At 65.4% G+C, this 21136-nt stretch carries 19 protein-coding genes; 8 read left to right on the forward strand and 11 right to left on the reverse strand.

From position 1 onward, the window contains the following. The 3 genes from gspE to gspC are packed head-to-tail and all read right to left on the reverse strand — an operon-like array spanning position 1 to position 4657. Entirely contained in the window at positions 1 to 1503 is a 1503-nt protein-coding gene (gene gspE / locus KUV81_RS18085) for a type II secretion system ATPase GspE (RefSeq protein WP_222545466.1), read from the reverse strand. Positions 1504 to 1534: 31 nt separating this feature from the next. After that, positions 1535 to 3703 (reverse strand): type II secretion system secretin GspD, encoded by a 2169-nt coding sequence (gene gspD / locus KUV81_RS18090; protein WP_222545300.1) that lies wholly within the window; start codon positions 3701 to 3703, stop codon positions 1535 to 1537. Positions 3704 to 3727: 24 nt separating this feature from the next. Continuing rightward, positions 3728 to 4657 (reverse strand): type II secretion system protein GspC, encoded by a 930-nt coding sequence (gspC, locus tag KUV81_RS18095; protein WP_222545301.1) that lies wholly within the window; start codon positions 4655 to 4657, stop codon positions 3728 to 3730. A gap of 208 nt (positions 4658 to 4865) precedes the next feature. On the opposite strand from gspC, the gene KUV81_RS18100 reads away from it, so the two are divergent. The 3 genes from KUV81_RS18100 (at position 4866) to KUV81_RS18110 (ending at position 7849) form a co-directional block, all read left to right on the forward strand. Then, on the forward strand, positions 4866 to 5279 hold the full coding sequence (locus KUV81_RS18100) for an RNA-binding S4 domain-containing protein (protein ID WP_222545302.1): 414 nt from the start codon (positions 4866 to 4868) through the stop codon (positions 5277 to 5279). Positions 5280 to 5283: 4 nt separating this feature from the next. Then, positions 5284 to 6144: an Hsp33 family molecular chaperone HslO gene (gene hslO / locus KUV81_RS18105; protein WP_409995577.1), complete on the forward strand. Its 861-nt coding sequence runs from the start codon at positions 5284 to 5286 to the stop codon at positions 6142 to 6144. Positions 6145 to 6319: 175 nt separating this feature from the next. Next, the gene (locus tag KUV81_RS18110) at positions 6320 to 7849 is read left to right on the forward strand and encodes a phosphoenolpyruvate carboxykinase (protein ID WP_222545304.1); all 1530 of its coding nucleotides are present in this window, start codon (positions 6320 to 6322) and stop codon (positions 7847 to 7849) included. A gap of 46 nt (positions 7850 to 7895) precedes the next feature. On the opposite strand, the gene envZ is transcribed toward KUV81_RS18110, so the two are convergent. The 3 genes from envZ to greB are packed head-to-tail and all read right to left on the reverse strand — an operon-like array spanning position 7896 to position 10429. Further along, entirely contained in the window at positions 7896 to 9209 is a 1314-nt protein-coding gene (gene envZ, locus KUV81_RS18115; RefSeq protein ID WP_222545305.1) for a two-component system sensor histidine kinase EnvZ, read from the reverse strand. Beyond that, positions 9209 to 9931 carry a two-component system response regulator OmpR gene (gene ompR, locus KUV81_RS18120; RefSeq protein WP_222545306.1) on the reverse strand — a complete coding sequence of 241 codons (723 nt, stop codon included), beginning with the start codon at positions 9929 to 9931 and terminating at the stop codon, positions 9209 to 9211. Before ompR ends, envZ begins: the two co-directional genes overlap by 1 nt. 12 nt (positions 9932 to 9943) lie before the next feature. Then, a complete protein-coding gene (gene greB, locus KUV81_RS18125) occupies positions 9944 to 10429 on the reverse strand; it encodes a transcription elongation factor GreB (protein ID WP_222545307.1) in 486 nt (161 codons plus the stop codon). A gap of 103 nt (positions 10430 to 10532) precedes the next feature. On the opposite strand from greB, the gene KUV81_RS18130 reads away from it, so the two are divergent. After that, on the forward strand, positions 10533 to 12857 hold the full coding sequence (locus KUV81_RS18130; RefSeq protein WP_222545308.1) for a Tex family protein: 2325 nt from the start codon (positions 10533 to 10535) through the stop codon (positions 12855 to 12857). A gap of 52 nt (positions 12858 to 12909) precedes the next feature. Here the strand turns inward: KUV81_RS18130 and KUV81_RS18135 are convergent, their stop codons facing one another. Together KUV81_RS18135 and KUV81_RS18140 are read right to left on the reverse strand one after the other, a co-directional pair. Continuing rightward, a complete protein-coding gene (locus tag KUV81_RS18135; protein ID WP_222545309.1) occupies positions 12910 to 13080 on the reverse strand; it encodes a hypothetical protein in 171 nt (56 codons plus the stop codon). 7 nt (positions 13081 to 13087) lie between these two features. Continuing rightward, complete coding sequence (locus KUV81_RS18140; protein WP_222545310.1) at positions 13088 to 13834, reverse strand: hypothetical protein; 747 nt, start codon at positions 13832 to 13834, stop codon at positions 13088 to 13090. A 289-nt stretch (positions 13835 to 14123) separates the two neighbouring features. Here KUV81_RS18140 and KUV81_RS18145 point away from each other — a divergent pair, with 289 nt between their 5' ends. Together KUV81_RS18145 and KUV81_RS18150 are read left to right on the forward strand one after the other, a co-directional pair. Continuing rightward, on the forward strand, positions 14124 to 15071 hold the full coding sequence (locus tag KUV81_RS18145; RefSeq protein ID WP_222545311.1) for a LysR family transcriptional regulator: 948 nt from the start codon (positions 14124 to 14126) through the stop codon (positions 15069 to 15071). A gap of 129 nt (positions 15072 to 15200) precedes the next feature. Next, a complete protein-coding gene (locus tag KUV81_RS18150) occupies positions 15201 to 15782 on the forward strand; it encodes an outer membrane beta-barrel protein (RefSeq protein WP_222545312.1) in 582 nt (193 codons plus the stop codon). Between the two features lie 6 nt (positions 15783 to 15788). Here KUV81_RS18150 and KUV81_RS18155 read toward each other — a convergent pair whose 3' ends face one another. Further along, a complete protein-coding gene (locus tag KUV81_RS18155) occupies positions 15789 to 16244 on the reverse strand; it encodes a hypothetical protein (protein WP_222545313.1) in 456 nt (151 codons plus the stop codon). Between the two features lie 34 nt (positions 16245 to 16278). Then, the gene (gene bioH / locus KUV81_RS18160; protein ID WP_222545314.1) at positions 16279 to 17076 is read right to left on the reverse strand and encodes a pimeloyl-ACP methyl ester esterase BioH; all 798 of its coding nucleotides are present in this window, start codon (positions 17074 to 17076) and stop codon (positions 16279 to 16281) included. Between bioH and KUV81_RS18165 the strand changes: the two genes are divergently transcribed. Beyond that, complete coding sequence (locus tag KUV81_RS18165; protein ID WP_222545315.1) at positions 17075 to 17812, forward strand: ComF family protein; 738 nt, start codon at positions 17075 to 17077, stop codon at positions 17810 to 17812. The two genes, bioH and KUV81_RS18165, sit on opposite strands and share 2 nt — an antisense overlap. Here KUV81_RS18165 and KUV81_RS18170 read toward each other — a convergent pair. Continuing rightward, positions 17805 to 20321: a M14 family zinc carboxypeptidase gene (locus KUV81_RS18170; protein ID WP_222545316.1), complete on the reverse strand. Its 2517-nt coding sequence runs from the start codon at positions 20319 to 20321 to the stop codon at positions 17805 to 17807. The two genes, KUV81_RS18165 and KUV81_RS18170, sit on opposite strands and share 8 nt — an antisense overlap. Positions 20322 to 20487: 166 nt before the next feature. Here KUV81_RS18170 and nfuA point away from each other — a divergent pair, with 166 nt between their 5' ends. After that, on the forward strand, positions 20488 to 21066 hold the full coding sequence (nfuA, locus tag KUV81_RS18175; RefSeq protein WP_222545317.1) for a Fe-S biogenesis protein NfuA: 579 nt from the start codon (positions 20488 to 20490) through the stop codon (positions 21064 to 21066). Positions 21067 to 21136 lie beyond the last annotated feature (70 nt).

A 21136-nucleotide genomic window follows, 5' to 3' on the forward strand; every position in this document is an offset into this window, starting at 1 on the left:
TTACTCCTCCCGAGTCACCCGCAGCACTTCCTCCAAGGTGGTGACCCCGGCGAGGACCTTGCGGCAACCATCCTGACGAATGGAGGGCGTGGTTTCACGCAGGTGCTTCTCGATGGCCAGCTCGCCCCGACCGCCGTGCACCAGCTCGCGGATGGTGTCGTCCACCACCAGCAGCTCGTGGATCCCGGTCCGGCCCTTGTAGCCACTGTAGTTGCAATGGTCACAGCCGGCGGCCTTGAAGATGGTGGGGTTCTCCCCGGGGCCCAGTTCCAGCATCGCCCGTTCACGGGCGTTGGGGGTGTAGGGGGCCTTGCACTCCGAGCAGAGGGTCCGCACCAGGCGTTGGGCCAGTACGCCCAACAGCGAGGAGGAGATGAGGAAGGGTTCGATGCCCATGTCCTGCAGACGGGTGATGGCACCGGAAGCGGTGTTGGTGTGCAGGGTGGACATCACCAGGTGGCCGGTCAGGGAGGCCTGGACGGCGATCTGGCCGGTTTCCAGGTCCCGGATCTCCCCCACCATCACCACGTCCGGGTCCTGACGGAGGATGGCCCGCAGGCCACGGGCGAAGGTCATGTCCACCTTGGCGTTCACCTGGGTCTGACCGATCCCCTCCAGCTCGTATTCGATGGGGTCTTCCACCGTCAGGATGTTGCGATCCCGGGAGTTGATCTCGGTCAGGCCGGCGTACAGGGTGGTGGACTTACCGGAACCGGTAGGCCCGGTCACCAGCAGGATGCCGTGGGGACGGCGGATCAGGGTATTGAACTGGTCGCGAATGGAGCCGGCCATCCCCAGCTGCTCGAGGTTGAGCACCGACTGGTTCTTGTCCAGCAGACGCATCACCACCCGCTCACCGCGGGAGCTGGGCATGGTGGAGACCCGCACGTCCACGGCACGGCCGCCGATGCGAAGGGAGATGCGGCCATCCTGGGGCACCCGCTTCTCGGCGATGTCCAGCTTGGCCATCACCTTGATGCGGGAGACCAGCAGCGGCGCGATCTTGCGCTGCTGCTTGAGGACCTCCTGCAGCACGCCGTCGATGCGAAAGCGCACCACCAGCTCTTTTTCGTAGGTCTCGACGTGGATGTCCGACGCCCCCAGCTTGATCGACTCCGACAGCAGGGCGTTGATCAGGCGGATGATGGGCGCATCGTCGTCGGCGTCCAGCAGGTCTTCGGTCTCCGGCAGTTCGTCCGCCAGGGAGGCCAGGTCATCGTCCTTGCCGATGTCCTCCATCAGCTGCTGGGCCTCGGAGGAGTCCTGCTGGTACTGCTCGGTCAGTTTGATGTCGAAAGCATTGGCTTCCAGCGGCCGCAGTGGCAGCGGCCGGCCCGCCAGGCGCCGGGCCTCCAGCAGCGCCTTGGGCTGTGCCGAAGGGCCGTGAAACAGCACCAGCTCCTCCCCCTCCTTGGCCAGCATCACCGCGAAGCGACGGGCAAAGGCAAAGGGCAGTTTGGGGTGGGTGGCGGCCTCCTCGGGCGCCACCGTCTCATCGCTCATCGCCGGATCCAGCTCAGGCTGATGATCGAGGTCACTCATTCTCGGTCTCCTGAACCGGCGTCTCCGGGGTCGCCTCGGCGCCCGCTTCCGGCTCTTCGCCCAGGGCTTTCTGCATCCAGGCGTTCTCGTCACGCAGCGGGGTGGCCATGGACTCACCGCTCTGGTGACGCATCAGGATCTCGTGGATCTCCGGGCTCATGCCGTCCGGGGTTACCCACTCCTCAAGCACCGGCACGTCGGTGTTGGGCATCAGCTTGATGCCGCGCTCCTGCTGCTCGAGCTGCTCGGCGCGGAAGTAGTTGTACTTGCGACCGGCGATCCCCGCCATGCTGGGGCCGTCGCGGATGATGGTCGGCTTGATGAAGATCATCAGGTTGCGCTTGGTCTTACGCGAACTGGTGGAGCTGAACAGGTGGCCGATGACCGGGATGTCGCCGAGGATCGGCACCTTGGAGGTGCTCTCCTGCACATCTTCATTGAGCAGGCCGCCCAGCACCACGGTCTGGCCGGAGTCCGCCAGCACAGTCGTCGTCAGGGTACGCTTACCGAAGGTCACGTCCACCGCGGTACGGCCGTTGACGTTGGAGACCTCCTGTTCGATCTCCAGCTGCACCGCATTGCCCTCGTTGATCTGCGGGGTCACGGTCAGCTTGATCCCCACCTCTTTCCGCTCAACGGTGGTGAAGGGGTTGTCGTTGTTGGAGCCGGAGGTGGAGCCGGTGATCACCGGCACCTCGTCACCCACCACGAAACTGGCTTCCTGGTTGTCCAGGGTGGTGATGGAGGGCGTCGCCAGCACGTTGGAGTTGGAGTCCGAGGCCACCGCCTGGATCAGGGCGCCAAAGTCGCCCATCGCCACACCCCAGGCCATGCCGTTCACCTTGGACAGGGCGGAGGCCAGGGCGGTGATGTCACCCTGGGTGGGTTCGTTCTCGGTACAGGTGCCGTTCTCGGTACAGACGGTGCTGCCGGGGATCTCCCGGGCATCCCAGATCCCGGCGCCGATCTCACCGATGGTGGTGCCGAAGGTGTTGTACTGAATGAGGCCGCCGTCGGCGGAGGCCCACTGCACCCCGAAGCCGACGTCGTCGCCCTCGGCGATCTCCACGATGATCGCTTCCACCAGCACCTGGGCACGGCGGATGTCCAGCTGACGGATGACGCTCTCCAGGGTCTGGATCTGGTCCGGCTGGGCGTTGATCACCAGGGCGTTGGAGTCCACGTGGGCCATGATGGTGATTTCATTGTTGCGACGGCGCTGGCCCTGGCTGCCCCCGGCCTGTTCGTCCTGCTGCAGGCTCTCGGCAAAGCCGGACAGCACCTGCTGCAAGTCTTCCGCCTTGGCGTACTTGAGGTAGATCACCTTGGTGTTGCCGGCGCTCTTCATGTCCTGGTCCAGCTCGCGCACCAGGGCCGCGGCCCGCTGACGGGCCCGCTCATCACCGGAGATCACCACGGAGTTGGTCCGCTCATCCGCCACCACTTTGGGGACGGAGCCGGTGCCGGTGGCCGGCTGCTGGCCGCCACCGCGATACAAGGCATCGATGATCCGCACCATCTCGCCGGCGGAGGCGTAGGCCAGACGCACCACTTCAACCCGGGTGTCCCCCTGCAGGTCGACCCGTTTGACGATCTCCACCAGCTTGTTCACCACCGCGGCGCGGCCGGTGATCATCAGCACGTTGGAGGGGTCGTAGTTCACCACGTTACCGCCACCGGCGTTGTTGTTGAGCTGGCGCAGCAGCGGCGCGAGCTGTTTGGCTTCCACGTTGTACAGGGGCACGATGCGGGTGACCATCTCGTCCCCCTCACCGGGGTAGGCGTCGTCCGCCACGCGGATGTTGGAATCCTTGGCGTCCTTGTCCTTCACCACCTTGATGATGTTGGTGCCCGGCATCTCCACCACGGCATAGCCATACACCTGCAGCACGCTGAGGAAGAACTGGTAGTACTGTTCCTCGCTGAGCAGATCGTAGCTGCGGACGTTGATCTTTCCGCGCACGGTGGGGTCCACGATGATGGTCCGATTCAGGTTCTTACCAACGATGTTGATGAACTCCTGAATGTCGGTGCCTTTGAAGTTGGCGGCGTATTGGGCGTCCGCGGCCACCACGTTCCCCCCCAACAGGGCCAGGCCGGCCAGCAGGCCAGCGGCAATGCCGTTACGCACCCGGGGCAGTCGACGCTGCTTGTTGCTCATTGTGCTTCCTTCGCCTTGATTCTTTTATTGCGTGGGCAGGGCGAACAGGACTTCGGTCAGTTGACCCTCCCGCTCCACCATCACGGACATTTCGTCTAATTCAGCCAGTTGCGCCATCACCTGCATGGCCTCACTCATGTTGGTGAGATCATAGCCATTAATGGACACCGCGAGATCATTGGGCTGCAAACCGGACTGCAAAAACAGCTCCCGGTTCTTGCCTGGGTTGATTCGATATCCCCGCAATCCGCCGGTTTCACGGTCACGGACGGGGGAGATGGAGAGGTAATCGGTGAGTTTGCCCGGATCGTCGAGCATGGCGTCCCGGGCCTCCTGCAGGGCCTGGGCGGTTTCGGCGTCGTCGCGCTTGTCCACCGCGGCCTGGGGTTGCTCTCGCAGGCGCTGGGTTTCCGAGGTGAGCTCCCGGGTGTACTCCACCCCGTCGAGCATCAAGGTCTCGTAGCGGCCCTGGTTGAGGATGATGGCACGGTCGGCGTACACCTCGTGGAGGCTGGCGTTGGTGCCCTTGATCTTGTCACCGATGCCGTAGGTTTCCTGGCTGCCACTGCTTTCAATGATGGCGATGCCCCGCTCCTCGACGCTGCTGGCCACCAGGCCGGTCAACAGGATGCGCAGGGTGGTCTTGGGGGCGTCGGTGATGAGGTCACGCTGCACCGGGGCGGCGGTTTCGGTCTGCTCCGCTTCCCGATCGGGCTGGCCAAACAGCTCCAGCGCCATCAGGCCATCCAGAGAGGCATTGCCCCCGCCAGAGACCTGTCCCTGAGGGGTGGGCCGCCAGGTGGCACCGCCCTGATCCGACAGCGGGATCAGTTGCCAGGTGATCAGGGCCGCCAGGTACAGGGCACAGAGGGCCAGTACCAGGGTCAGCCCCTTGGCGAGGGATGCCTGAGGCACTTTGGCCAGCATCCGTTGGATCGGAATTGAATAGTCCATGCGGTGGAAACGGTGTCCGTGTCATCGGCCCTGAGGGCCGGTAACATCCAATAAATATGCTTGCATCATGCTAACTTACGCCATACCCCCCAACAAGCCAAGGGGCCCCATTACAGGGGAAATGGCACAAAAAGAGCGATTATGCTAGTTTGTGCGCCCCTTATTTGCTGTGAAGCGTTCCCCTTTTTCTTAAGCGTAGGGGTTTAGTGTGTCAAAACAACCACGAAGCGACCAAAATTCCATCGACGCCGTGCGTCTCGACAAGTGGCTGTGGGCCGCGCGCTTTTACAAAACCCGCCCCCTGGCCCAGGAGATGATCGCCGGAGGCAAGGTGCAGGTGAACGGGCAGCGATGCAAGCCCGGGCGTAAAATCGAGGTCGGCGCCGTCATTCGACTCTGGCAGGGGCTGGATGAGAAGGAAGTGGTGGTGACCGGATTGTCCGAGAAGCGCCTGAGCGCCCCCCTGGCCCAGGCCCTCTATGATGAGACACAGGCCAGTGCCGAACGCCGGGCCGAACGGGCCGAGCAGCGCCGCCTGATGGCGGACGCGGATCCCCGGGCCAGCCGGCCAGACAAGAAGCAGCGCCGAGCGCTGATGCGTTTCAAAAACCAGGATGAGTAAGACGATGACCGACAAGTTGTATCGCTACCTGTTCGATCAGGCCGATGTCCGAGGCGAACTGGTGCAACTGAACGAAAGCTACCAGCAGATGATCGCCGGCCACGACTACCCGGCTCCGGTGCGTCAGTTGTTGGGGCAGATGCTGGCAGCCACCTCCCTATTGACCGCCATCCTCAAGTTCGAAGGGGAGATCGCGGTGCAGATCCAGGGGGACGGCCCCCTGCGCCTGATGGTGATCAACGGCACCCACCAGCAGGCCCTGCGGGGCGTGGCCCGGTGCCAGGACGAGGTGCCCTCCGGCACCCTGCAGGAGATGGTGGGCAAGGGCCACCTGGTGATCACCATTACCCCCAAAGAGGGCGAGCGCTACCAGGGCGTGGTGGGGCTGACCGAGCCCACCCTGGCCGGTTGTCTGGAGCAGTACTTTGCCCAGTCCGAGCAGCTGCGTACCCGGCTGTGGCTGCACGCCAACGACCAGCACGCCGCCGGCATGCTGCTGCAGGAGATGCCCGCCAGCAACGTCGACAGCGACGTGGAGTTCGAGCACCTGGAGCAGCTGACCGACACCGTTAAGGCCGAAGAACTGTTTGACCTGCCGGCGGAGGAGGTGCTGCGTCGCCTCTACCACCAGGAGTCGGTGCAGGTGTTCGAGCCCGGCCCGGTGGTGTTCCGTTGCAGCTGCTCACGGGAGCGCAGCCTGTCCGCCATCGTCACCCTGGATCCCACCGAACTGCAGGCCATCCTGGCAGAGCAGGACGCGATCGAGATGCAGTGCGACTATTGCGGCGCCCAGTACCGCTTCGATGCCATCGACATCGCCGCGGCCCAGGAGGGGCAGACCGGCGGTTCCAGTGCCCAGCACTGAGGCGTTGACGTCGACCAAAAAGCAGGGCCATGCCCTGCTTTTTTTACACCGCATATAATGTGATAGCGGTCACGCATGTCGCCATTACCGCCTGCCTGATATACACTTTCCGGCCAATAAAGAGGCGGTTTGAAGCCGCCCGCATAACTCACTAAATGGACCGAGGAGTTCACCTATGTCAGTGATCTGGCAAAACCTCTCCAGCGCACAGCTGGTAGAGGCCGCCCTGGCGCGCAAGGAAGGCAGCCTTGCAGATAACGGCGCCCTGGTTGTCGAAACCGGCCACCGTACCGGCCGTTCCCCCAAGGACCGATTCATCGTACAGGAGGCGAGCACCGCCGCCGACATCGAGTGGGGCGCGGTCAACCGTCCCTTCGACGCGGACCGCTTCGACGCCCTGTGGCAACGGGTGGAAGCCCACCTGGATGGCCGGGACCACTTCCTGGGTGAACTGGAGGTGGGGGCCGACGATGCGCACTACCTGCCCCTGTCGGTGCGCACCGAAACCGCCTGGCACCAGCTGTTTGCCCGCAACCTCTTTATCGTGCCCGAGCACTACAACCGGGCCAACAAGCCGGTGTGGCAGATCCTGAACGTCCCCAGCTTCCAGTGCGATCCCGAGCGCGATGGCACCCACTCCGATGGCACGGTGATCATCAACTTCGCCCAGCGCAAGGTCCTGCTGGCGGGCATGCGCTACGCCGGCGAGATGAAAAAATCGATGTTCTCGGTGCAAAACTTCCTGCTGCCCGCCAAGGGCGTGCTGCCGATGCACTGCTCCGCCAACGTGGGTGAGCAGGGCGACACCACCCTGTTCTTCGGCCTCTCCGGCACTGGCAAGACCACCCTCTCCGCCGATCCCAAGCGCTTTTTGATCGGCGACGACGAGCACGGCTGGGCCCCGGGCGGGGTGTTCAACATCGAGGGCGGCTGCTACGCCAAGTGCATCGACCTGTCACAGAAGAACGAGCCGGTGATCTGGGACGCCATCCGCTTTGGCAGCGTGCTGGAGAACGTGGTGCTCAATGACGCGCGCCAGCCCGACTACGGTGACAGCTCCCTGACCCAGAACAGCCGCGCCGCCTATCCGTTGGAGCACATCGGCCAGCGCATCGAGGTCAACCGTGGGGCGGAGCCCAGCGCCGTGGTGTTCCTGACCTGCGACGTCTCCGGGGTACTGCCGCCGGTGGCCAAGCTGTCCAAGGAGGCCGCCGCCTACCACTTCCTCTCCGGCTACACCGCCAAGGTGGGGTCCACCGAGATCGGCTCCAGTGCCGCCATCGAGTCCACCTTCTCCACCTGCTTCGGCGCCCCCTTCTTCCCCCGTCCTGCCGGCGTCTACGCCGAGCTGCTGATGGAGCGGATCCAGGCGTTCGGCAGCCAGGTCTACCTGGTGAACACCGGGTGGACCGGCGGCCCCTACGGTGAGGGCCAGCGGTTCGACATCCCCACTACCCGAGCCATCGTCGATGCCATCGTCTCTGGCGCCCTGGCCGAGGTGGAGACCGAGCAGCTGCCGATCCTCAACCTGGCGGTGCCCAAGGCGATCCCCGGTGTGGACCCGGCCCTGCTCAATCCCAAGCAGACCTGGGCCGACGGCGACAAGTACGACCAATACGCCCGCCAGCTGGCCGGCGAGTTCCAGCAGAACTTCGCCAAGTACGACGTCTCCGAGACCATCGTCCAGGCTGGCCCCAAGGCCTGAGCCCCAGCCAGAAAAAAGCCGCTCGATTGAGCGGCTTTTTTTGTTCCTACTCCCCGGTATCCCGGGGCAGGCGAACCTTGGCCTCCAGCCCCCCCTGGCGGCGGTTGGCCACGTGGATCTCGCCGCCGTGGCGGTCGACGATCCGTTTGACGATGGCCAGCCCCAGGCCGGAACCGGCGCCGCCCCGGGCGGTGTCCCCCTGCTTGAAGGGCTCGAACAGCTCATCCAGCCGCGCCAGGGGAATGCCGCTGCCGTTGTCCTCCACCTTGAACCAGACCCAGCCTCGCTCGGTGCCGGAGCTCAGTCGCAGCCAGCCGTTGCCGTAACGCAGGCCGTTCTCCACCAGGTTGGCGATCACCCGCTTGATGGCCACCGGCTGCAGCTTGATGGCCGGAGTGTCGCCCAGCAACAGCTCGATGTCCTGGCTGCGCACCTCCTCCTGCTGGGCCACGTCCTGAAGCAACTCGTCCAGGCTCTGGGCCCGGATCTCCTCGTCCTGGTGGCCACGGATAAAGGCGATGAACTGGTCGATGATGGCGTTCATGTCATCGATGTCCGCCTCGATCCCCTCTTTGAGGAAGGCGTCCTGCTCACTCATCATCTCGGTAGAAAGGCGGATGCGGGTCAGCGGGGTGCGCAAGTCGTGGGACACCCCGGCCAGCAGCAGGTTGCGGTCCGCTTCCAGCTCCGCCATGGAGCGGGCCATCTGGTTGAACGCCTTGGTCACCTCCATCACCTCCGCCGACCCGGACAGGGGCAGGGGCTTGGGAAAGTGGCCCCGGGAGACCTGCAGCGCGGCCCGCTGCAAGCGACGCAGGGGCCGGCTCTGCAGACGGGCGAACCACCAGCCGCCAAGCACCGAGAGCAGGCCGATCACCATCAGGTAGATGGTCAATGGACTGATGTGGGACTCGTCGAACCCGGAGAGGGGCACCCGCAGCCAAATCTGCGGCGCCTGAGGCGGGCGGATCCAGATCAGGTAGCGATCACCGCCGGTGATCCGCACTTCGGCGTCGCCGCCCAGGTACTGGCTCATCTGATCCGACAGCACCCGATAGTAGGTGGCCTCGTTCAGCCCCTGTTTGCGCGCCTCGGGGATGGAGAAGGCCTCCATGTGCTGATCTTCCGACAGCTTCTCCCGGATGGCGTCCAGGGGAGTGAGGGTGTCCAGGTCCAGCTGAAGATCCTTGAACACCAGCTCCACCTGGCGGGCCAGCAGCTGGTTGATCTGCTGGGTAGAGGGCTTGATAACGTAGACCGCCACCGAGACGTAGGAGACCAGCTGGTTGATCAGCAGCAAGCAGCCGATCAGCAGCACCGTCTGACCAAAGTTACTGCGGGGCAGGATGCGCCAGTGCACTAGCGGGCGCTGCCGTCCGGCACAAAGACGTAGCCCAGGCCCCACACGGTCTGGATGTAGCGGGGGTTGGAGGGATCCTCCTCGATCAGCCGCCGCAAACGGGAGACCTGCACGTCGATGGAGCGTTCCAGGGCGCTGTAATCCCGGCCCCGGGCCTGGTTCATCAGCTTATCCCGGCTCATGGGCTCCCGGGGATGGCTCACCAGCACCTTGAGCACGGCAAACTCGCCGGAGGTGAGGGAGACCGGTTCGTCGCCCTTGAACATCTCCCGGGTGGCCAGGTTCAGCCGATAGTCGCCGAACACCACCTCGGTCTCCTCCTGGGCCGGGGCGCCGGGCACTTCGCTGGGACGGCGGCGCAGCACCGCCTTGATGCGGGCCAGCAGCTCGCGGGGATTGAAGGGCTTGGGCAGGTAATCGTCGGCACCCAGTTCCAGGCCGATGATGCGGTCCACCTCGTCCCCCTTGGCGGTGAGCATCACGATGGGGATCTCGTTGCCCTTCTGACGCAGGCGGCGGCAGATGGAGAGGCCGTCCTCGCCGGGCAGCATCAGGTCCAGCACCAGCAGGTGGAAGTTCTCCCGCTCCAGCTGGCGATCCATCTGCTCCGAGTCCGCCGCCGAGCGCACCTGGAACCCCTGCTCCACCAGGTAGCGTTCCAGCAGGCTGCGCAGTCGCATGTCGTCATCCACAACCAGGACTTTGGTGGTCTCCTGATTCATCCCGTCTCTCCCCTAATCCACGAATGGCTTATATCGTATCTCATTGATGTAAAAAGTCTGCTCCCCATTTGGGGTGCGCACCACCACGTCGTCGTCCACCGCCTTGCCCAACAGGGCCCGGGCCAGGGGCGCGTCGATGCTGAGCTTGCCCTCGCTGACGTTGAACTCGTCCGGCCCCACCAGGCGGTAGCGCTGCGTGTCGCCGTCGTCGTTCTCCAGCTCCACCCAGGCGCCGAAGAACACCTTGCCCTCCTGGCGGGGGTCCGGCTCCACCACCCGCAACACCTCCATCCGCTTGGAGAGGAAGCGCACCCGCCGGTCAATCTCCCGCAGTCGCTTCTTGCCGTAGATGTACTCGGCGTTCTCACTGCGATCCCCCAGGGCAGCCGCGTCAGACACCGCCTGGGTGACCCGGGGACGCTCCTCTTTCCACAGGTACTTCAATTCCGCTTCCAGGGCGTTCCAGCCGTCTTTAGTGATGAGATTCGCCTTTTTCATCCAATCGAGATCCGTTAAAAAACTCCGAGGTCACCTGTGCTAAGGTGACCGTCATTTTTCCGTTTGTATCCCGCTGCGGCGGGTCAAAGCAAGTATTGTCAACATGGACCAGATTTCACACACCATTGCCCAGGAGCTGGGAGTGCGTCCCCAGCAGGTGCACGCCGCCGTTACCCTGCTGGACGAGGGGGCCACGGTGCCCTTTATCGCCCGCTACCGTAAAGAGGTTACCGGCACCCTGGACGACACCCAGCTGCGAACCCTGGAAACCCGACTGGGCTACCTGCGGGAGCTGAGTGAGCGCCGCGGCGCCATCCTCAAGTCCATCGAGGAGCAGGGCAAACTGACCGACGCGCTGCGCGCCGCCATCGAGGGGGCCGACACCAAGACCGCCCTGGAAGATCTCTACCTGCCCTACAAGCCCAAGCGCCGCACCAAAGGGCAGATCGCACTGGAGGCGGGACTGGGGCCGGTGGCCGACGGCCTGTTCGACAACCCGAACCAGGATCCGGAAGCCCTGGCCGCCCAGCACCTCAACGCCGAGGCCGGCTTCGACAGCACCAAGGCGGTGTTGGACGGTGCCCGGGCCATCCTGATGGAGCGCTTCGCCGAAGACGCCACCCTACTGGCAACGATCCGGACCCACCTCAAGCAGAACGCCCTGCTCAAAAGCCAGCTGGTGGCGGGCATGGAGCAATCCGGCGCCAAGTTCCGCGACTACTTCGACCACGCGGAGCCCCTGAGCAAGGTGCCCTCCCACCGGGCCCTGGCGATGCTGCGGGGCCGCAACGAGGGGGTGCTGGCGCTGTCGCTGGACGCGGATCCGGGCAAAGAGGAAGGGGATCGCTCCTCCTACTGCGAACAGATCATCGCCAACCATTTCCAGGTGCCTACCGGCAACGGCGCCGGCGAGCGCTGGCTGCAGCAGGTGTGCCAATGGACCTGGCGGGTCAAGGTCAGCCTCGCGATGGAGACCGAGCTGGTGGGGGATCTGCGGGAGCGGGCCGAAACCGACGCCATCAAGGTGTTCGCCGAGAACCTCTCGGACCTGCTGATGGCCGCTCCGGCGGGGATGCGCCCCACCCTGGCGCTGGATCCCGGCCTGCGGACCGGCTGCAAGGTGGCGGTGGTGGACGGCACCGGCAAGCTGGTGGCCACCGACACCATCTACCCCCACGCCCCACAGAACCGCTGGGACGCCGCCCTGGCGGTGCTGGCCAAGCTGGTGACCGCCCACGGGGTTGAGCTGATTGCCGTGGGCAACGGCACTGCCTCCCGGGAGACCGACAAACTGGCCGGCGAGCTCATCAAGGCGCTCAAGCGCCCCGGCCTGACCAAGGTGATGGTCAGCGAAGCGGGGGCGTCCGTCTACTCCGCCTCGGAAGTGGCGGCCAAGGAGTTTCCCGAGCTGGACGTGGCCTTGCGCGGTGCTGTCTCCATCGGCCGCCGGCTGCAGGACCCCCTGGCGGAGCTGGTGAAGATCGAGCCCAAGTCCATCGGCGTCGGCCAATACCAGCACGACGTCAGCCAGACTCAGCTGGCCCGCTCCCTGGATGCCGTGGTGGAGGATTGCGTAAACGGGGTGGGAGTGGATCTCAATACCGCCTCGGTGCCCCTGCTCACCCGGGTAGCCGGCCTGACCCGCACCCTGGCCCAGAACATCGTCCAGTTCCGCGACGAGCATGGCCGCTTTACCGATCGCAAACAGCTGCTCAAGGTGGCCCGGCTGGGGCCCAAGGCGTTCGAGCAGTGCGCCGGCTTCTTGCGCATCGCCCAGGGGAAGAACCCGCTGGACGGCTCCGGGGTGCACCCGGAGGCCTACCCGGTGGTGGCCCGGATCAGCGCCCACACCGGGGTCGCCGTCGAGGCGCTGGTGGGCAACTCTGGGGTGCTCAAAAGCGTGCGGGCCGCGGATTTCATCGACGAGCGCTTCGGCCTGCCCACGGTCACCGACATCCTCAAGGAGCTGGACAAGCCGGGCCGGGATCCCCGGGGCCAGTTCGAGACCGCCGCCTTCGCCGACGGGGTGGAGAAGATCTCCGATCTGGAGCCCGGCATGGTGCTGGAGGGGGTGGTGACCAACGTGGCCAACTTCGGCGCCTTTGTCGACATCGGCGTCCACCAGGACGGCCTGGTGCACATCAGTGCCCTGTCCAACAAGTTCGTGGAGGATCCGCGCACCGTGGTCAAAGCCGGCGACGTGGTCAAGGTGAAGGTGATGGAGGTGGAGATCGAGCGCAAACGGATCGGTCTGTCCATGCGCCTGGACGATCAGCCCGGCGAACAGCGCAGTCAGCGCGGCACAGGCCAGGCCCGCAGCGAGCGCCCAGCCCGGCGGCCCCAGAAAGGCCAGGGGGCAGGTTCCTCTGGCGGGGCCCTCTCCGGCGCCTTCGCCGACGCCTTTGCCAACGCCAAGAAGCGTCGCTGAGCAACGCGCTCGAGATCAAAAAGCCGCCCCTTGGGGCGGCTTTTTTGTGCGTTCACTGCCAGTCGGCCTGGTCCCAGTGTTCGCTGTCCCAGATCAGCACCACCTCGGTGCTGGCGGGCGGTTCGATGGGGTTGACCGGCGTCATCCCCCCGTCGTTCGACTCGCGGTCACTGCCGCAGGCGGCCAGTAGCAGCGCACCGGCCAGGATCACCACAGGCTTCATGGGCACCTCACCTCAGGCTGGAGTGGAAGTAAACCTGGTAGCCCCCCAACAGGGCGGCTTCGATCGCTTCCAGGCTGGGCAACTGCTCCGGCTGCAGCTGGTAGTCGCCGCTGTCGTCCCGCGAAAAGCTTACCTGGCCCAGGTCGAAACGCACCTCGTTGCTGAACCAGATGTTGCCGTGCTCCGGGTGGGTGACGGTCAGGCGGGCCTCGGTGTAGAAGTGGGCGGTCACCTGCTCGGCATCGCTGAGGTCGTACGCCACCCGGAAGACGTTGTCCAGGCGAGCGGTGTGCTGACAGAACTTGAGGTGCTTGCTGCTGCCGGCAAAATCAGCGCTGATCACCCCCTGGGAAACCTCCGGCTGGGGTTGCGGGGCCAGGGGCACCATCAGCTGCAGGCGATTCTGGGTGCCATCGATGTCCATCAGAGTGAAGGCGCTGCTGATAAAGCGCACGCCGGCGTAGGTGTCCTGGGCACCGATGTCGATGCTGGCGCACAGGTGGCCGTCGTACTCCGGGAACAGCTGGTCAACCCGCTCCTGCAATTCGCCAAGGTGGCTTTGCAGGTCGCTCACCTCGGTGGAGAGGGCGCTGACCTGGTCATCACTGGCGGCCTGAGCCTGGGCCAGGTAGTCGAAATTGGCGTTCACTTCGCTGGCCTTGGCGGCGGTACCGGCTTCGAACTGGTGGGGCACTTGGGCGGCAGCGGCGGTGCTGAGGAAAAGGGCCGCGGCCAGGGAAACACGTTGAATCATTATCGGCTCCTAAGGGGACGGCTGTTGCACTCCTCGCGCCGCCGTTGCCCGGTCTGACACCCCATCCCATCGGTGTCCGGTTTTTTCGGGGCCATTCTGCCCTCCTCCCCCCTTGCCGCAATTCTGAGCGACCAAGTTGTGAACCCTGGGCTTACCCAACGGACGCGCAATGCCGCCACAAACCTCACTTACTTCATTATTTACAGCAACTTACCTTATATCGCTGAAACGCTTCTCAGGGCTGATAAAGCTGATAAGCTGTGTTTATCACCAACGAGCTTCTGACCCCATGGCCAAAGATCGCTTCCAGAACCTGGACCTCAACCTGCTCAAAACCCTGCAAGTGCTGGCCCAGGAGGGCAACATGCGCCGAGCCGCCGAGCGGCTGCACGTCACCCAGCCCGCCGTCAGTCACGCCCTGCAGCGTTTGCGCCACCACTTCGAGGATGAGCTGTTCATCAAGGTGCGCGGCGGCATGGCCCCCACCCAGGTCGCCCAGGCCTTGCTTGAGCGCCTCAAGCCGGCCCTGGAGGGGTTAGCCGAGGCGGTCAACGACGCCGAAGCGTTTGATCCGGCCCAACTGGACAGCCGCCTGCGCATCGCCCTGGCACCCCACCTGGCCTACTACTTCGGCGCCGAGCTGTTTCGGGCCATCCACCGAGTCGCCCCCAAGGCGTCACTGGAGCTGGTGGACTGGGGGGTAAACACCCAGGTACAGCTGCTCAATGGTGAGCTCGACCTGGCGGTCAATATCAATGTTACCGGGCTCTCCAAGGAGCTGGTGTCGGCCCCCCTCATCACCGAAACCGGGGCGCTGCTGGTGCACCACAGCCATCCTTTCCAGGGCGAGCGGATCACCCCGGCCCAACTGGCCCCATATGGCCTGGCCTGCCTTATCAACCCCGGTGTCAACGATCGGGTGCCACTGATCTCCAAGGTGCTGGAAGCCCACGGCGAAAGCGCCCAGGTGCGGTTTCGCTCCACCTCGCCCCAAGCCATCCTCAACGTGCTCAGGCAACAGCCCTACTGCTATCCCATGAGCCGCCTGGTGATGCCCAAACAAGACCCGGAGTTTCGCCTGCTGGAGCTGGATGTGGCGCGGCATTACCTGGAGCACAGCATGCTCGCCTACTACCACCGGGGCCACAGCCACCCGGCCGTCACCTTATGGCTGGTCCAGACCCTGGCACAGATGCTGCGCCACAGCGCACGCCAACATTTGACGACCCACCCCTGACGACAGGCTGTCTGACGTTTGGCGAGGTCTGATAAACCAGTCTAATCACGCTGTTCAGTAGCGGTCATTGGTCAACCGCTCGGCAACGCCCTACCCTGCGACGCCCCATCCATCGACTTTGGCGTCCAGATGCGTGCTCTACTGACCCTGCTTATCGTCCTGACGGCGCTGCCGGCCCAGGCCCTGTTTGATACCGAGGGCAAACGTCTCGGCCTGCACTTTGGCCAGGTGCGCTACGATACCGACGGCCTGTACGACCATTACCGCTTCGAGCAGCGTGACCTGAGCTGGGGCTTCTACGCGGCGGCGCCGCTCGCCCCCTGGCTGGACATGGAGGTGCATTACAACCACCTGGGCAGCTACGAGATCCAGGATTCTGCGTTCCACTACTGGCGCGACACCTTCCACAGCTTCACCACCACCGCCCGTTTTCACCGCGCCCTGGGGGCGAGCTGGGAGATCTCCGGTCGATTAGGCCTGGGGGCGGTGTACCTCAAGCAGAAGGCGATCATCTGGGAGGGGGGACAGGGGATGGATCTGGCCAGCGGCGGCGCAGACATTCACGCCGGGCTGGGCACCGCCTGGCGCTTCCACCCCAAGCTGGCGCTGACCCTGGATTACGAGCATCACAGCTTTCTGGTGGCCAGTGGCAAGCGGGACTACGTTCAGAGCCTGGCCGGGGGTCGCATCGGTCTGCGCTACACCTTCTAACCGCCCCTAGGTGCGGGCTTCGAATCCCGGAGGGCTGGCCGGCTCGGCCGCCCGGGCGTAGTGACGCTGCACAATGGCGGCAAAGCGCTGGTAAGCGGAGGGGTCCAGCGCCGAGGCCGGATGGGGGGCGGGGAGCGTCTCACTGCTGCGGCGCCGACTGCCGGGCCGCTCCATCACCGGCCGGGCCTGGGCCAGGGCCTCGCGCCAACTCAGGGGGGCCTGGGCCTCCTGCTCCGGGTTGGATTGCCCCTCTTCCTGCGCCTGCTCCTCGGAAGCGTGCTCCTCTTGCCGCTCCACCACCGGTCGCTCCCGCTCGGGATCCAGCGCCCGCTCCGCCGCACTCTTGCTCAGCGCTTCGGGACGGCTGATGGGCACCCGCGCCGCCGCCTCCAGCTGCGCACTCTCGGTGGCCGGATTGGTGGTGGCAATGGGAACATTGGGAAAATTGGAAACCAGGAACACGGTGGCGACACCTCCCTGGTTAATTATCAACCAATCAGAGGCTTAGGTAAAACGCTTTGAGCACTTCGCCGGTTTCGGCGGGGTGGGAGATGAAGGGGGCATGAGCCGCCTTGGTCAGCACCAGAGACCGGGACTGGGGAGCCAGCCGATCTACTGCAGTGACCCCTCGGGCCGGCACCAGGCCATCCAGTCGGCCATAGAGGCGCAGCCAGGGGCAGGCGATCTCCGCCAGCTCGACACGCAGGTCCACCTCGGCCAGCAGGGTCAATCCCCCGGCCAGGGCCCGAGGATCCGGCGCCGGCCGCCCGGAGACCGCCTGACGCAGGGCCCGCACGTCCGCCTTGGCGCTGGGGGAGCCCATCGCCTGCAGGGCGAAAAAGCGCTCCAGGGTGCGGGGCAGATCCGTCGCCAGCTGCTCGGCAAACTGGCTGAGGACCTCGGGGGGGATCCCCCGCCAGCCGTCTCGAGCCTGGAAACAGGGCGAGCTGGCCAGGGTCACCAGGCTGCGGACCCGTTGCGGCGCCAACAGGGCCGCCTTTTGCGCCACCAGTCCCCCCAAGGACCAGCCCAGCAGGTGCACCGGCCCGTCACAGCTTGCCAGCAGGGCGTCCACCCAAGGCTCGAGGCGATCGCCACTGCCCAGGGCGGGAGAGGCGCCAAAGCCCGGCAGATCCACCGCACCGACGCGAAACCCCAAGTCCGCCAATTGCGGCGCCAGGCCCTGCCAGACGGCGCCGTTCATCCCCCAGCCATGGAGCAGGAGCAGTGGCTCACCACTTCCCTGCCATTGGATGTGCAGGCCGGGCTTGGCTAGGCTGGAGGCTATGGACATGGACGTTTCCTTACTGCTGGGACGCTTGCTGCGTCAGTTGGAGCGCAGTTTACCCAACCGCTGCCTGCTCTGTCAGCAGCCCCTGTCGCAGGGACAGGGGCTGTGCGACGTGTGCCTGTCGGACCACGACCCCGGGGATCTCTGCCTCGGCTGCACCGGCCCGCTGCCGGCCCCGGTGCCCTGGCGCTGCGGCCCCTGCCTGGCCCGAAAGCGCTGGCGCCCGCTGGTGACCGCCTTCCCCTACCACAGTCCCCCGGGCTACCTGACCGGTGCCATCAAGATCCACGGCCAACTGGCCCTGCTGCCCCCACTGTGCGACGCCCTGGCCCAGCGGATCACCGATTTGTGGGCCCTGGGCGCTCTGCCCCGCCCCGACCTCCTGGTGCCGGTGCCCATGCACCCGAGCAAGCTGCCCCAGCGGGGCTTCAACCACGCACTGCTGATCGCCAACGCCCTGGGGCAACGGCTGAGCCTGCCGGTGGCCCCGGAGCTGGTGCGCAAGGTACGCCGGACCCGGGACCAGCATGGTCTCAGCGGCGCCGAGCGACGGCGCAATCTGGTGGGGTGTTTCGAGGTGGTGCCCGGGGCGGCCCGGGCCCAGCTAGCGCTGGTGGACGACGTGGTGACCACCGGGGCCACCTTCGCCGCTCTGGCCGCCAGCTTGCGCCGGGAGGGCCATGGGGTCAGTCAATACTGGGCCCTGGCCAGCGCCATGAGCCCAGCCCGGTTCAGTTGAGTGCCGGCACCATAAAGAGGCTGTTGGCCACCAGGTATTCGGCCCCCAGCCAGAAGTTGCGGAACAGCGGGTTGTCCGCCAGCAGCACGTACTGGCCGCGACCCTGGGACTGCACCTGGGCCGCCACCTCTCCGGCCAGCGCCTTCTGGTACTCCGGCGCCATAAAGCCGGACAGCAGCAACCCTTCATCATAATGGGCCACGGTCCGCCCGGCGCGCTCCTTGGCCACCAGGGAGATCTCCCGATCTTTCATCATCGGCAGGCTGGCGCCCAGGCCAAAGCCCAGGGGATGAGTGTTGTCCAGCTTCCAGTTGACGATGGCGCCCCCGATGGTGCGACGGGCGTCCTGGTGATCCCGGTGGGCGAACTGCAGGGCGTCACCGGCGTGGACGAATTCCGGCTCGAAGAAGTCCCGCTGCTTCACCTCCATGGCCACCAGGTCCCAGTCAGCCAGACGGGCCACGGCGCGCTTCCAGGCCACCAGGGTGCCCCCGCCATCCACAAAGCGGCGGATCCGGTCCGCCCCGCTGCGCAGCTTGGTGTAGCCGCCGTCCACCAGGAACAGGTGGGTGAACTCCGACAGGGGCGCGCGGTTGAAGTACTCCCCATCCAGCAGCACCGTCTCGATACCCAGCACCCGATCCAGGTAGTACCAGAGCATCCCCGCCTCGTACTGGCTCACGTCGCGGCCGATCAGGATCGCCGGCTTCACCGCCTTGACCGCATGGAAACGGCGGCTGCCCAGATCCGAGCCGGCCAGGGCCTGACCGGAGATCACCGGCTGAGCCTGGATCCCCAGCTCCCGCTCGATGGACACCAGGGCATTGGCCAGCCCCGGCTGATCCCCCAACACCGTCAAGGCGCCGCGCTGGTAATCCAGGGCTCCGTCCCGTCCGCTCAAGCGGCCCGGTGCTTCGGCAAAACGCACCCGGATCCCGGCTTCCAGCAAGCGGTTCAGGGCCGCCGGAGCCAGACGATCCTGCCAGGGGATCAACCATTGCAGGGCCGGTGCCGCGTAATCCACGGCCGCCGGCTCCGGGGCCTTGGTGGAGCGCGGCGGAGCCCGCCGGGTCTCGGCCAGGGTCAGATCGAAGGCCAGTTCGGCGGAGAAGGCGGAGACATCGTAGAAGGTGTTGTCGGCAAACTCGGTCCGGCGATCAAAGAGCGCCTCCAGCAGTCGATACTGGTGCTGGGCAAAGGGCACGAAGAGATCCCCGGTATCGAAGCGCTGGTCGTTCTGCTCCACCGCTTCGGTCAGCCACTGGAACTCGATGCGATGGCTGGCGAGGATCTCGGCGAAGGCCTTGAGCCGGTTGGCGTCGCCCCGGGCGGACACCAGGTAGCCGGCCCCCCGACGCCCTTTGCCCTGCTTCATCGCCTCGGCAAAGAACTGCGACTGGTAGCCTTTGAGCGCCTCGGCCTCGGCCAGGGCACCGCGGACGGTGGAGAAGGAGGTGGCCAGGTGGTTGCGCACCCCGGTGGTCAGGGTGACACCGCCCCGATCGTTGTCCCGCTCCAGGCCCCGTGCGGTGGCCTGCTCGAACAGGATCCCCACGGCGCCATTGATGTCCGGGTAGGTGGAACCCTTGCCGTAATAGAAGTCGTCGAAGGCTTCCCGGGCGAAATAGGGCTGATAGAGGGCGTCCAGGGCCTCGGCGTGGTGGCGACCGATGCGAGCGGTGAGTTCCTGGTTCTGCTCCGGCGTCAGGGGGTGGGTGCGCTCGGGTACCCCGGGCTGGAAGAAGTAGCTGCTCTGATGGCCCATCTCGTGGTAGTCACTGACCACGTGGGGCAACCAGCGCTGGAAGAAGGCAACCCGGCCCCGGCTCTCCGGGTGCGCCTGGTAGAGCCAGTCGCGGTTGAGATCCGCCCAGTAGTGGTTTACCCGTCCGGAGGGCCAGCCCTGGTAGTGCTCCCGGTGCCAGTTGTGGCCGCTGGCCACCCGGCCCCGGTAGCCGTTGGCCCAGTTGGCGAAACGGTCGTTGCCGTCGGGGTTCTGGCTGGGGGTGATGACGATGATCGCCTCCGCCAGCCAACGCCGCACCTCCTCGGACTGGCTGGCCGCCAGGTGGTAGGCAAACAGCGCGCTGCTGTGCAGGCCGCTGGCTTCGTCGCCGTGGATGGAGTAGGCCAGCCAGATCACCAGGGGCCCGTCGCTGCGCTCACCACGACCCACCGCCTGGCGCTCGGCCAGGAGCTGGGGCAGGCGGGCCTGGTTGGCCTCACTGGTGATGATGGCCGCCAATTGGGTTCGGCCCTGGTAGCTGCGGCCAATGCTCTCCAGCGTCACCCGCGGACTCTGCTCAGCCAACACCTGCAAGTAACCACTCACTTCGTCGTGACGCAGGTGACGGCTGCCCACGGCGCCATCAAAATGGGCCTCCGGCGTAGTGATCTCGGCCTGATGGGCCGCCTCGGGGGCCAACAGCGACAGCGGGGAAGCCTGGAGGGGGGAGAGGGCTGACAGCAGAGTCAGCAGTGCCGCTCCGAAAGAAAGCAAAATACGCATCGTCCATGAACCGGTTGTTATCGTTATGACTTGTCAGTGTAACAACGGCGGTGTCCTTGGGGCCAGCAAAGCGTGACGGGGTTCACCCTCTGGCCCTATAATCGGCAGCCCATTCGGAGTATCATGGGATATCCGAGTCTTCCGCTCAGGTTTTAAGAGAGCCCGTATGATCACCATTACCGATGCCGCTCAGGCCCATTTCGCCAAGCTCCTGTCTTCCCAGTCGGAAGGCACCCACATTCGAGTCTTCGTCATCAATCCGGGAACTCCGCAGGCGGAATGCGGCGTCTCCTACTGCCCGCCGGATGCGGTGGAAGAGGACGACATCGAGCTGACCTTCAATGGCTTCAACGCCATGGTGGATGAGAAGAGCGCCCCCTTCCTGGAAGAGGCCCTGATCGACTACGTCACCGATCAGCTGGGCAGCCAGCTGACCCTCAAGGCCCCCAACGCCAAGATGCGTAAAGTGGCCGACGATGCCCCGCTGCGGGACCGCGTCGAATACGTGATCCAGTCTCAGGTGAACCCCCAGCTGGCCAGTCACGGCGGTTACATCACCCTGATGGAGCTGACCGACAATGGCGTGGCGGTGATCCAGTTCGGCGGCGGTTGCAACGGCTGCTCCATGGTGGATGTGACCCTCAAAGACGGCATCGAGAAGCAGCTGCTGGAGGAGTTCTCCGGTGAGCTGTCCGCCGTCAAGGACGTCACCGAGCACGAGCACGGCGAACACTCCTACTTCTGATCGCTCACACCGCCGGCCTTGCGCCGGCGGTGTGCTTCTCCCCGCTCACTCCGTCCCTAAGACACACCCG

Source organism: Ferrimonas balearica, assembly GCF_019802085.1.
In the GTDB taxonomy this organism is placed as follows: domain Bacteria; phylum Pseudomonadota; class Gammaproteobacteria; order Enterobacterales; family Shewanellaceae; genus Ferrimonas; species Ferrimonas balearica_B.